Source organism: Janthinobacterium sp. HH102, from assembly GCF_001758625.2.
Lineage (GTDB): Bacteria > Pseudomonadota > Gammaproteobacteria > Burkholderiales > Burkholderiaceae_D > Janthinobacterium.
On the sequence record NZ_CP062062.1, the window covers coordinates 4,737,274 to 4,748,569 of the forward strand.

An 11,296-nucleotide genomic window follows, 5' to 3' on the forward strand; every position below is an offset into this window, starting at 1 on the left:
AGCGCGCAAACCGATCATCCGTTCGCGCTGTTCGTGCCCAGCATTTCGTCGAGTTGCGCCAGGGTGCTTGAATCCTTCACGACGGCGCGCAGCCACAGGTGCAGCGGCAGCTCGCCCCAGCTGGCAGCCTTGTCGGCCAGGTAGGCGACGGGGCTGTGCGGCTCCGTGCGGCGGAAAAAATCGGCCACCTGGCGCAGCTGGGCCAGCGCCTGCTGGCGCTGCACGATGGCGCTCCCGCCTGCGCCTGCGTCAGCGCCCTGGCCAGCGGCCCTCGGCGCGCCGGCAAAATCCGCATCCGGTGACAGCGGCGCGATGAAATGAATGGCATTTTCCAGCGCTTCGCGCGCGGCGCGAAAACTCGGACCGTCGACGCCGAAACGCGCGTCGACGCTGCGTTCGAACGCCAGCAGCGACTGCATGCAGTATTGGGCATCGGCCAGCAGGCCGTCGGAAAAGGCGCGCGAGTTCCTTTGCCGCGCCGCCTCCATCTGCGCCAGGGTCACGCCTTCGTCGTGGCGCGCATCGCCCCAGCCCTGCTCCGCTGCGCCCGGCACCAGGCTCGCGGCCGCACGCTGGCGCGCCGCATCGAAATCCTGCAGCGAAAACAGGCCGTCGGCGCCTTCGGTCAGCGGAATCTCGCGCAGCAGCTGCGGCGTGCGCGAGAGCAGCCAGAAGACATTGCCGATGCGCTGTTCCTGGTCGCCCTCTTCCGCCGGCGGATACAGGCCATCCCAATAGCGCTCGCACAGGCCGGCCAGCAGCGCGTAGCCGTCGCCCAAGCCGCGGAAATGGCGCGTTTTCGCGTGCGCTTCGGCCAGCCAGACGGCCACGCGCAAATCCTTGCTGTGCGTGGCGATCAGCTGTTCGCAGCGCGTCGCCACGAAAGGCCAGTCGGCTTCCTTCAGCGCCGTCACCCACTCGCCCTGGTCCAGGCTCGGGTCGTCGTGCTGGCGCGCGCGCGCGATGGCATCGAGCTCCTGGCTGAAGGTGATGTCTTCGCCGCAGGGACTGACGGCGCTGACGGGGTGCAGCAACTGCTCCAGATTGAACATGGTGCCCTCCGCGGGGTGACGTTACTTGCTGACGTTATTTGATGGTGTATTTGAACTGCCCCTGCTTATTTGCAGTGACGCGTATCGACGCGAGCGGCTCGCCTGCGGCCATGCGCGCCAGCACCGCTTCGGCGATCGCCGGCAGCAGGCTGCCGTTCAGAATTTGATCGACATTACGCGCGCCCGAATCGACCTCGGTGCAGCGCGCCAGCACGGCGTCGACCAGGCCAGCATCGTGACTGAACTGCGCCTGGTGGTTGCGCGCGATGCGTGCGCCTATCCTCGCCAGCTTCAGGGCGATGATTTCGGCCAGCACCGCGTCGTTCAGGGGATAAAACGGCAGCACTTTCAGGCGCCCCAGCAGGGCCGGCTTGAAGTGCGCCACCAGTTGCGGGCGCACCAGTTCTTCCAGCGCGGCCGGCGTGGGCAAGTCTTGCGCGACCCGGTTCAGGCAGGCGGCCATCATGGCGCCGGAACCCAGGTTCGACGTGGCGATGATGATGGTGTTGCGAAAATCGACTTCGCGCCCTTCCGCATCATCGAGCACGCCCTTGTCGAACACCTGGAAGAACAATTCGAGCACGTCGGGGTGGGCTTTTTCCGCCTCGTCGAGCAGCACCACGCTGTAGGGCTGGCGCCGCACGGCTTCCGTCAGCACGCCGCCTTCGCCATAGCCGACATAGCCGGGCGGCGAGCCTTTCAGGCCCGCCACGCTGTGCGCTTCCTGGTACTCGCTCATATTGATGGTAATGAGCTTGCGCTCGCCGCCGTACAGCAGATCGGCCAGCGCCAGCGCCGTTTCCGTCTTGCCCGTGCCCGACGGCCCCGTGAACAGGAACACGGCTTGCGGCTTGTTCGGGTCGTCCAGGCTGGCGCGCGCCGTGCGCACGCGCTGCGCCACCGCGTCGATGACGTGGTCCTGTCCCAGCACCCGTTCGCGCAGCGCGCCCTCCAGGGTCAGCACCGTGCGGATCTCGTCCTTGAGCATTTTTCCCAGCGGGATGCCGGTCCAGCCGGCGACGATGCCGGCCACCACCTGCGCATCGACTTCCAGCGGCGACAGCGGCGCCTCTCCCTGCAGGGCCGCCAGCTCTTCCTTCAGCGCCAGCAGGCGCGCCGCGCCGATCTCGCCCGGCCGCTCGCCGCGCAGCTGCGCGCGCAAGTCGCCAATCTGCGCCACCAGCGTTTTTTCGCGCTCCCAGCGCTGCGCCAGCGCCGCGATCTGCGCCTGTCCTTCGTCATGCTCGCGCCGCAGCTGCGCCAGGCGCGCGGCGCCGGCCTTGTCGGGCGCTTCGCCATCGGCCGCCTCGCGGCTCAGGGCGGCGATTTCCGCACCGATGCGTTCCTGCCGCCGGTGCGCGTTTTCCAGCTGCGCCGGCGTGGCGCGCTGGCCCAGCGCCACCTTGGCGCACGCCGTATCGAGCACGCTGATGGCCTTGTCGGGAAGCTGGCGCCCGCTGATGTAGCGGTGCGACAGGCGTACCGCCTCGACGATGGCGGCGTCGCGCACGCGGATGCCGAAATGGCGCTCCATCAGCGGCGCCATGGCGCGCAGCATGGCGCAGGCGATGTCTTCGCTCGGCTCTTCCACCTTCACCACCTGGAAGCGCCGCGCCAGCGCCGCATCCTTTTCAAAGTACTTTTTGTACTCGCTCCAGGTGGTGGCGGCGATGGTGCGCAGGGCGCCGCGCGCCAGCGCCGGTTTCAGCAGATTGGCCGCGTCGTTCTGTCCCGCCTGGCCGCCGGCGCCGATCATGGTGTGCGCCTCGTCGATGAAGAGGATGATCGGATGCGGGCTTTTCGTCACCTCGTCGATGACATTTTTCAGCCGGCTTTCGAACTCGCCCTTCACGCTGGCGCCGGCCTGCAGCAAGCCCATGTCGAGCGCGTGGATGTGCGCGCCCTGCAGCACCTCGGGCACGTCGCCGGCGGCGATGCGCAAGGCCAGGCCTTCCACCACGGCCGTCTTGCCCACGCCCGCCTCGCCCGTGAGTATCGGATTGTTCTGGCGCCGGCGCAGCAGGATGTCGACGGCCTGGCGTATCTCGGCCTCGCGGCCGATCACGGGATCGAGCTTGCCGTCGCGCGCCAGCTGCGTCAGGTCGGTGGTGAACTGGTCCAGCGCCGGAGTTTTTCTGGCCAGGGCGGCAACAGGATCTGCGGACAGGTCGGCAAGCTGCGGCACTGCCGCGCTTTCCTCTTCATCAGAACCTGCCGTCAGCTTGTCCGGATGGTGTTTCAACTGCTCCACGCTGAAGCGGGCGAACAGCTTCGAGCCGCGGTACGCGAGCTGCGACAGTTCCGGCTCCGTCAGCAGCGCCAGCAACAGATGGCGGCTGCGGATGGGCCCTGGCCGCGTCGTGTCCAGCGAAGCGATCAGCCAGGCGTGTTCGAACAGCAGCGGCAAGTGCCGCGAAAACACGGGCGTGCGCGCGCTGCCCGTCCTGAAGCCGCCGATCTCGCGGCGCAGGTCCGCCTCCAGCGCCGTCAGGCTGATTTCGCTGCGCCGCGCGATGGTGACGAAATCGCTGCGCTCCTGCTCCAGCAGCGCCAGGAACAGGTGCTCGACATCGACTTCGTACTGGCCCAGTCCCACGCAGATGGCGGCGGCGCGGGTGGCGGCCGTGCGCGCCGTGTCATTGAGTTTGGCGATCAAGGTTTTCAAATGATTGCTCATGCGGCGGCTCCCTTGCGGTTGATCGAATAGCGCAGCGACGACGGCTGCAGCACGGCGTCGAAATTCACCGCCTCGCCGCCGGCCATCACGGCCAGGGTGCCGCTGATGACGAAGCCGACGCGGTTGATGCTGCCCGCTTCGCGCTCCAGGCGGGCGCGCACATTGCGCAGGCGCGGTTCATGGCGTTCGATGGCCGCCTTCAGCGCGGCGCAGATGCGGGCGCGGTCATCGCTGCTGGACAGGCACATGCCGGCGAAATCGATGAGGCCATAGTTGACGATGGAGGCCGCGCATTCCGGATAGGCGTCGAGCGCGCCGGGCGGCAGGGCCACGCGCGTGTTGAGCAGTTCCTCCAGGTCGCGCGCCACCGCATCCTTCAATTGTTCCAGCGACAGGCGCACCGCCACGCCGCCCGCCGCACCGCCGCCGTCATCCATCAGGCGGTCAAACAGGCCAGGTACATAACTGTCCATGCGCTCTCCTGAAAAATCGGCGCGGCGCGCGGCGAAGGTGGCCGCCGCGCGCCGCGCACCATGGATCAAGCCACGCGGTTCGCGGCCAGGTCCCAGCCGCCCGAGGTATTGCCGCCGGCGCCGCCCGTCACTTTTTGCTGCGTGTATTTCCACTTCACTTTCGAGAATTTGAAGCCGACGTGTTCACCGAGGATGTCGCCTTCTTCCACATTCGGCGTCACGGCGCCGATCAATACGTTCTCGATTTCGATTTCAAAATACTTGACGCGCTCCCCCTGGCCGTCGGCGCGCATGAATTCGAAGCGCGCCTTGGGGATGGTCTTGCCGGCCGAGCAGGTCTGCAGCAGCACCGGCGAGGCCAGATCGGCCAGCTTGGAGATGACGATGTCCTTGTGTTCGCAGCGTTCGGCCGTGTGGCCGCCGCCCGTCGAAGCGGTGGCGGACTTCGGCTGCTCGACGCTCCAGCTGACCGATTTGCATTCGATCCAGTCCTTGTGCTTGTCATCGGTGGACTCGCCCTTGATGCCGTCTATCTGCAGATATACATCGATTGCCATGGTGTGCTCCTCTGGTTGAAAGATGGGTGATTCAGGAATTGGTCGACTTCGGCAACTCCGCGACCAGTCGGAGCGAAACGGATAATTCATCGAGCTGGAAGTGCGGCCGCAGGAACGACACGGCGCGGTACACGCCGGGCCGGCCCGGTACTTCATGCACCTGCACGGACGCTTCGCGCAGCGGGAACTGCGCCTTCTGTTCCTGGCTGGCGTTATCGTCGAGCAGCACGTACTGCATCAGCCAGCGGTTCAGAAAATCTTCCACGCTGGAGGCGGCGGCAAAGCTGCCGATCTTGTCGCGCATCATGGCCTTCATGTAGTGCGCGATGCGCGAGACGGCGAAGATGTACTGCAGCTGCGACGACAGCACCGCGTTGGCGTTGGCCGCGTCGCTGTTGTACTTGCGGCTTTTCTGCGCCGACTGCGCGCCGAAAAACGCCGCATACGCCGTGTTCTTGCAATGCACCAGCGAGATGAAGCCCAGGTCCGACAACTCCTTTTCGCGCCGGTCGGTGATCGCCACTTCGGCCGGGCATTTCAGGGCCACGTCTCCCTCGTCCGTCTTGAAGGTGTGGGTCGGCAGGTCGTCCACCAGGCCGCCGCCCTCCACGCCGCGGATGGCGGCGCACCAGCCGTAGTCGGCAAAGGCGCGCGTCAGCTTGCTGCCAAACGCATACGCGGCGTTACACCACAGGTATTTGTGATGGTCGCTGCCGTCGACTTCCTCGACAAAGTTAAAACCGTCGACCGTGGTGCCGTCGACAGGATTGAACGGCAGCCGGCCCAGGAAGCGGGGCAAGGTCAGGCCGACGTAGCGCGCGTCCTCGGATTCGCGGAAGGCTTTCCATTTCGCGTACTCGACGGTATCGAACACCTTGGCCAGGTCGCGCGGCTTGCCCAGGTCACCGTAGCTTTCCAGGCCAAACAGTTCCGGCGCAGCCGAGGCGATGAAGGGCGCGTGCGCGGCGGCGGCGACGTGCGACATCTGCTCGACGAAATACATGTCTTCCGGCTGGCGCGAGATGGCGAAGTCGCCCAGCAACGCGGCAAATGGCGCACCGCCGAAGGTGCCGAATTCCTCTTCATACACCTTCTTGAACATGCTGCTCTGGTCGAACTCCAGCGCGGCCTGGAAATCCTTCACCAGTTCGCGCTTGGTGGCGTTGAACATGCGGATCTGCAGGCGCGTGCCCGTGTCGGAATTGCCGACCAGGTAGCGCAACCCCGTCCAGCTTTGTTCGAGCTGCTGGAACGGCGCCGCGTGCATGATTTCGCTGAGCTGGGCCGAGATCAGGCGGTCGATCTCCGCCACGCGCGCGTCCAAGGTGGCCGACAGGCTGCTGGACATCAGCACCGTGCCGTCGAGCACCTGGGCCACCAGTTCCGAGATCAGGTCACGCGCGCGCGCATGTTCGGCACCGGACTTGGCGACGCGGCTTTGCTCGACGATCTGGTCGAGCAAGTCGGTCGCGGCCGGCGCGCCGGGCGTGGATACTGCTAGTGCCTCTGCCTGGGTACTCATCTCAATCCTCCTGCGCTGGGAACTGCGGTTTCAGGGTAGCCAGGCTGTCCGTGTTGTTCAGCACTTCCGTCAGCAAGTCTTCCAGCTTGTCGTTGCCGGCCAGCTTGTTGCGCAGGTCGGCCAGCTTGGTGCGCGCCTCGAGCAGCTTGTGCAAGGGATCGACCTGGCGCACCACCGATTCCGGGCGGAAGTCGTCCATCGAGCGGAAGTGCAGATCGACGGCGAACGTGCCGCCCGCCTCGCTGATACGGTTCGGCACGGCGAAACGGGCCACCGGCTCCACGCCGGACAGCACTTCGTCGAAATTGGCGCTATCGATGGAAACGAACTTGCGGTCCTTCAGGCGTTTTTTCTCGCTGTCAGGGTTGCCGCCAAAATCACCGAGCACGCCGACCACGAAGGGCAGCTCCTTGTTTTCAATCGCGTCGCCGATCTCGACGTCATAGGTCATTTGCACGCGCGGCGCGCGTACCTGCTTCAGGCGTTTTTGCACGCTGTCGGACTTGGACATGTCGCTTCCTTTGCAAGGAGATGGTGGGGATGCTCGCTTATTTCAGGCCGCTGAACGGGTCGGCCGCGCTGCCTTGCTGCGCCGCGCCCTTCGCCGCCGGCGTACCGGAACCGGCCGCGCGCTTGCCGGCCGCCGGCGGGCGCCTGGCCGGCGGCACCAGGACGTCTTCGCCTATGCTTGCGCGCAGCAGCTTGGCCAGGTCCTGCGCTTCCGAACGCAACGAACCATTCAGATTGTTTTGCCGCGACAGATCGGCCAGCGCCTTGCCGGAAAGGCGCAAGCCGCTGACGGCGACGATGCTGTTGGCCACCTTGTCGTCCGGGTCGCGCTCCAGCGCTTCAAGCGCATGGCCGATGGCGTCGCCGTACTGGCCGCGGTCGAACTTCATCTGCGCCATTTGCAGCCACGGCGCCTTGTCGGCGGGATAGCTCGCGCCGCCGCGCTGAAGCAGGGTCATGGCACGCTCGTACTGGCCGGCGCGCGCCGCCGCATCGGCGTCGCTCATCACTTGCGCCAGGCTCGGTGCGGCAGGTTTTAGGGACGCCGACTGATCCGGCGTGGCGCAGGCGGCCAGCAGCAAGGCGCTGGCAAGGCAGACAATACGGAGCGATATCGTGGCTGGCTTCATCGGGGTACTCCTTCACGTGGAGGACGCTACCGCTGGGAAAGATGGGCGGCGTGAAGACTATTATTAATCGGCAATTTTTTACCAAATTGAGATTAATCAGCAAAGAAGAAGTTCCACGCTACAGCCGCGCAGGACGACATGAATCCTGATCTGGCGCAGTAATTGTCTTGATCGCAGACCGATCTTGCGCCAACGCAAGCAGGTCGCCCGTGCATGCGTTTAAATGACTGCAACACTTTTGTTTCCACACTACATCTTGCAAAGGTCGCCCATGCCACCTGACGCCCTGGTCCGCCCGGCCCGCGCCACCGCGCTACCGCTGCTGGCATTGCTGCAAGCGTTGCTGCTGACCGGCTGCGCGGGCGGCGCCATCGGCACCCTGGCCAACGCGGCGCTGCAAATGGCCGGCGTGGCCAAGCCGCCGCCGGAACTGCCCGACGCGCAGCAGCCGCCGCGCAATGTCAGCATCCGCCTGCACGCGGCGCAGCGCCTGAACACCGATGCCGACGGCCGGCCGCTGGCGCTGGTGGCGCGCATCTACAAGCTGCGCCAGAGCGCCGCCTTCGAGCAGGCGCCTTACGACAGCTTCCTCGACGCGCAACGCGAAAAAGCGGCGCTGGGCGCCGACCTGATGGAAGTCAAAGAGGTGCTGCTGGTGCCGGGCCAGCGCTACGAAGTACAGGAAAAAGTCAGCAAAGAAGCGTATTTCATCGGCGTCGTGGCCCTGTTCCGCGCGCCTGCGACACAGCGCTGGCGCGCCACCTTTGCCGCCCCCGACGCGGAACGCAGCGGCATCACCGTCGGCCTGCATGCCTGCGCGCTCAGCATCAGCGGCACGTCCACGCTGTCGGCCCCGCGCTGCCAATAGCACCAACAGACACGCCACACATTCAAGGAGAAACGAGATGGGCATGGCAGCGAAAGTCTTGTGGGGAGAAGGCCTGTTCCTGCGGCCGCAGCATTTCCAGCGTCAGGATCAGTATCACGAAGCGCGCCTGCATCACACGGCCAGCGCGCTGCATCCCTACCTGTGGGGCGTGGCGCACATGGAGTGGGACCTGGCGGCGCTGAAGACGGGCACCCTGCGCCTGCAGGCCCTGTCGGCCATCTTCCGCGACGGCGAAGTGTTCGAGGCGCTGGGCGACGGCGCGCCCGGCAGCGATATCCTGCCCACGCCGGTGGACCTGGAAGCGCTGCCGCCTGCGGTGCAGGAAGTGACGTATTACGCGGCCCTGCCCATCCTCAACCGCGAAGGCATGAATTACACGGCGCAGGCGCCAAATGCCGGTACGCCGGCGGCCACGCGCTTCGCGCACGCCATGCGCGCCACGCCCGACCTGTTTACGGAGTCCGCCGTGGCCGACGTGGCCTATCTGAAAAAGACCGTGCGCCTGATTCCCGACAGCGAGGCGCGCGGCTCCTACGACTGCCTGCCGCTGATCGCCCTGCGGCGCACGGTATCGGGCGGCTTCGAACCCCTGCCCTCGTTCATGGCGCCCAGCCTGGCGATCGCCGGCGCGCCGCGCCTGCAAGGCGTGCTGGAACACCTGCTCGACGCCTTGCAGGCGAAAGTGAGCGCGCTGCACGGCCACCACCGCGAACCGAGCCGCAACGTGATCGAGTTCCGCTCGGGCGACGTGTCCTCGTTCTGGCTGCTGCACACGGTCAGCACGGCCGCCGCCGCGCTGATGCACTATGTGCGCCACCCGGCCCTGCATCCGGAGCGCCTGTACGAGGCGCTGCTGGGCCTGGCGGGCGGCCTGCTCAGCTACTCCAAGCACTACACCCTCGCCAGCCTGCCCGCCTACGACCACGCGCAGCCGGGCGCCTGCTTCGATGCCATTGACGCGATCATCCGCGAACTGCTCGACACCGTCATCTCGTCGAAGTATTTTTCCATCGCCCTGCTGGAAGACAAGCCCTCGTACTACCTGGGCAAGCTCGATTCGGGCAAGATCGACCAGCACACCACCCTGTACCTGGCGATATGCGCCGCCATGCCCGCCATCGAGCTGGTGGACGTGGTGCCGCTGCGGGTGAAAGTAGGCGCGCCCGACGACGTGGAAAAATGCGTGCTCACGGCCATGCCCGGCCTGAAACTGTCGCATGCGCCGCAAGTGCCGGCGGCCATTCCCGTGCGGCCCGACACCTATTATTTTGCGATTGAAAACCGCGGCGCGCTGTACGAGCAGATGCTCAAGGCGCAGTCGATTTCCGTCTACGTGCCGGCCGGCATACGCGACCTGCAGCTGGAACTGATCGCGGTGACGGCATGAGCCAGCTCATCGAACGGCGCGCGGCGCCCTCCCTGCTGGGACCACGCGGCGCCGCCCCGGCAGGCAGCAGCCGGCATGCGGGCAGCGCCCTGCTGGATCTGATGCACGAAGGCTTTTACATGCTGTTCATGCTGAAGCACGGTTCGGCGCCCGGCGACGAGCAAAGCTTCATGGACCGCATCACGGCCTTCCTCGACGACTTCGAACGCGAAGCGAAAAAGATCCGCGCCGATGGCGACGATATCGAGGCGGCCAAATATGCGTTCTGCGCGGCCGTCGATGAAATCATCCTCGCCTCGCCGTTCGCCCTGCGCAAACAGTGGGAGCGGCGCCCGCTGCAGCTCCTGATCTTCGGCGACCAGCTGGCCGGCGAACACTTCTTCGACCGCCTCGACGCCTTGCGCGGCAAGGGTGCCATGCGCGTGCAGGCGCTGCAGGTGTTCCACATGTGTTTATTGCTGGGATTCCAGGGCAAGTATGCGATCGACGGCGGCGAAAAACTCAGCTATCTGACGGCGCGCCTGGGCGACGAGATCGCCCACATCAAGGGCAAGAGCCGCGGCTTCGCGCCGCGCGCGGAACGCCCCGACCAGGTGGTCAACAAACGCGGCAGCGACGTGCCGCTGTGGGCGCTGTCGAGCTTTTTCGCCCTGCTGGCCATCTGCGCCTACCTCGGTCTGAAAACGCATCTGACGCGCGGCACGCAAACGACCCTGGCAGCGTATGCGGACCTGGTCAAGCTGGCGCCGCGGCCCGCGCACCTGACCATTACCTTACCCTGATCATCGCGCATGTCCCATTACGCGTGCTTCATTGAGCAATGCGGAACTCGATGCGCCGGTTCCTCGCCCGGCCATCGGCCGTGGCGTTGCTGGCCACGGGACGGTCCGGCCCCTGGCCCGACACCAGCACGGTATCGGCCGCGACGCCCTTGCTGGCCAGGTAGGCGCGCACGGCTTCGGCCCGTGCCTGGCTCAGGGCCACGTTGCTGGCGCGCAGGCCCGTGTCGTCCGTATGGCCGATCACCTCCACCTTGCGGCCCCGCAGCCTGAGCATGGCGGCCGCCATCTCGTCGAGGATGGCCTGGCCGGCCGGCGTGATGGTGGCCTTGCCGCTGTCGAATTCAATGATGCGTTTATCGAGCGCCGCATCGAGCAAGCCCTGCTCGGCCTCGGCCGCCTTGACACGCAAGCCATTGTTGACGGTGTAGGTGGGATTGAGGCTGGTGGCGATATCGCTGGCGATCTGCTGGCGCTGCGCCTCGTTCGCCACTTCGCCGCGCACGCTGACGTTGTTGCCGGCTATGCTGATCTGCCCCCGCGAAATTAGCTTCAGGTTCGGCGCGATCAGCTTTTGCACGTAGCCGTTCCAGTTGGCCGGCACCGCCACATTGCCGATGCTGATCTGGTCGACCACGCGCTCGGCGCCATACAGTTCGCGCAGGCGGGCCAGCACGGCCGCCTTGCCCGCCTCGTCGGCCAGGGTGCCCGTGACGAGGATCTGCCCCGGCATCGGCGTCTGCGGCGCCTGCGCCTGCGTCTGGGCGATGCAGGGAACGGCGGCGGCAAGCAGCAGGAAGAAAACGGTTGGTTTCATCGCA

The 11,296-nt window shown here is 66.1% G+C and carries 11 protein-coding genes; 3 read left to right on the forward strand and 8 right to left on the reverse strand.

Going from position 1 to position 11,296, the window contains the following annotated elements:
- Positions 1–14: 14 nt before the first annotated feature.
- The 7 genes from tssA to JAB4_RS21650 form a co-directional block, all read right to left on the reverse strand.
- The gene (gene tssA / locus JAB4_RS21620; protein WP_070224149.1) at positions 15–1,052 is read right to left on the reverse strand and encodes a type VI secretion system protein TssA; all 1,038 of its coding nucleotides are present in this window, start codon (positions 1,050–1,052) and stop codon (positions 15–17) included.
- Between the two features lie 34 nt (positions 1,053–1,086).
- Positions 1,087–3,729 carry a type VI secretion system ATPase TssH gene (tssH, locus tag JAB4_RS21625; RefSeq protein ID WP_070224150.1) on the reverse strand — a complete coding sequence of 881 codons (2,643 nt, stop codon included), beginning with the start codon at positions 3,727–3,729 and terminating at the stop codon, positions 1,087–1,089.
- Positions 3,726–4,202 (reverse strand): type VI secretion system baseplate subunit TssE, encoded by a 477-nt coding sequence (gene tssE / locus JAB4_RS21630; protein ID WP_070224151.1) that lies wholly within the window; start codon positions 4,200–4,202, stop codon positions 3,726–3,728. Before tssE ends, tssH begins: the two co-directional genes overlap by 4 nt.
- A 65-nt stretch (positions 4,203–4,267) precedes the next feature.
- Complete coding sequence (locus tag JAB4_RS21635; RefSeq protein WP_034750126.1) at positions 4,268–4,759, reverse strand: type VI secretion system tube protein Hcp; 492 nt, start codon at positions 4,757–4,759, stop codon at positions 4,268–4,270.
- 31 nt (positions 4,760–4,790) lie between these two features.
- The gene (gene tssC / locus JAB4_RS21640; protein WP_070224152.1) at positions 4,791–6,281 is read right to left on the reverse strand and encodes a type VI secretion system contractile sheath large subunit; all 1,491 of its coding nucleotides are present in this window, start codon (positions 6,279–6,281) and stop codon (positions 4,791–4,793) included.
- 1 nt (position 6,282) lies between these two features.
- Positions 6,283–6,792 (reverse strand): type VI secretion system contractile sheath small subunit, encoded by a 510-nt coding sequence (gene tssB / locus JAB4_RS21645; RefSeq protein WP_070224153.1) that lies wholly within the window; start codon positions 6,790–6,792, stop codon positions 6,283–6,285.
- 37 nt (positions 6,793–6,829) lie between these two features.
- Positions 6,830–7,420 (reverse strand): hypothetical protein, encoded by a 591-nt coding sequence (locus tag JAB4_RS21650; protein ID WP_070224154.1) that lies wholly within the window; start codon positions 7,418–7,420, stop codon positions 6,830–6,832.
- Between the two features lie 271 nt (positions 7,421–7,691).
- Between JAB4_RS21650 and tssJ the strand changes: the two genes are divergently transcribed.
- From tssJ to icmH, 3 genes are read left to right on the forward strand one after another with little or no spacing between them, the layout of a single operon-like run.
- Positions 7,692–8,288 (forward strand): type VI secretion system lipoprotein TssJ, encoded by a 597-nt coding sequence (tssJ, locus tag JAB4_RS21655; protein WP_070224155.1) that lies wholly within the window; start codon positions 7,692–7,694, stop codon positions 8,286–8,288.
- Positions 8,289–8,325: 37 nt separating this feature from the next.
- The gene (gene tssK, locus JAB4_RS21660) at positions 8,326–9,696 is read left to right on the forward strand and encodes a type VI secretion system baseplate subunit TssK (protein ID WP_070224156.1); all 1,371 of its coding nucleotides are present in this window, start codon (positions 8,326–8,328) and stop codon (positions 9,694–9,696) included.
- Positions 9,693–10,478, forward strand: coding sequence for a type IVB secretion system protein IcmH/DotU (gene icmH, locus JAB4_RS21665; protein ID WP_070224157.1), 786 nt, complete (start codon positions 9,693–9,695; stop codon positions 10,476–10,478). Before tssK ends, icmH begins: the two co-directional genes overlap by 4 nt.
- A gap of 28 nt (positions 10,479–10,506) precedes the next feature.
- On the opposite strand, the gene JAB4_RS21670 is transcribed toward icmH, so the two are convergent.
- Entirely contained in the window at positions 10,507–11,292 is a 786-nt protein-coding gene (locus JAB4_RS21670; protein ID WP_070224158.1) for an OmpA family protein, read from the reverse strand.
- Positions 11,293–11,296: the final 4 nt, after the last annotated feature.

Bases quoted from the DNA above. Each gene is read 5' to 3' on its own strand.
- tssA (WP_070224149.1), bottom strand. From the start codon at position 1,052: ATGTTCAATCTGGAGCAGTTGCTGCACCCCGTCAGCGCCGTCAGTCCC.
- tssH (WP_070224150.1), bottom strand. From the start codon at position 3,729: ATGAGCAATCATTTGAAAACCTTGATCGCCAAACTCAATGACACGGCG.
- tssE (WP_070224151.1), bottom strand. From the start codon at position 4,202: ATGGACAGTTATGTACCTGGCCTGTTTGACCGCCTGATGGATGACGGC.
- JAB4_RS21635 (WP_034750126.1), bottom strand. From the start codon at position 4,759: ATGGCAATCGATGTATATCTGCAGATAGACGGCATCAAGGGCGAGTCC.
- tssC (WP_070224152.1), bottom strand. From the start codon at position 6,281: ATGAGTACCCAGGCAGAGGCACTAGCAGTATCCACGCCCGGCGCGCCG.
- tssB (WP_070224153.1), bottom strand. From the start codon at position 6,792: ATGTCCAAGTCCGACAGCGTGCAAAAACGCCTGAAGCAGGTACGCGCG.
- JAB4_RS21650 (WP_070224154.1), bottom strand. From the start codon at position 7,420: ATGAAGCCAGCCACGATATCGCTCCGTATTGTCTGCCTTGCCAGCGCC.
- tssJ (WP_070224155.1), top strand. From the start codon at position 7,692: ATGCCACCTGACGCCCTGGTCCGCCCGGCCCGCGCCACCGCGCTACCG.
- tssK (WP_070224156.1), top strand. From the start codon at position 8,326: ATGGGCATGGCAGCGAAAGTCTTGTGGGGAGAAGGCCTGTTCCTGCGG.
- icmH (WP_070224157.1), top strand. From the start codon at position 9,693: ATGAGCCAGCTCATCGAACGGCGCGCGGCGCCCTCCCTGCTGGGACCA.
- JAB4_RS21670 (WP_070224158.1), bottom strand. From the start codon at position 11,292: ATGAAACCAACCGTTTTCTTCCTGCTGCTTGCCGCCGCCGTTCCCTGC.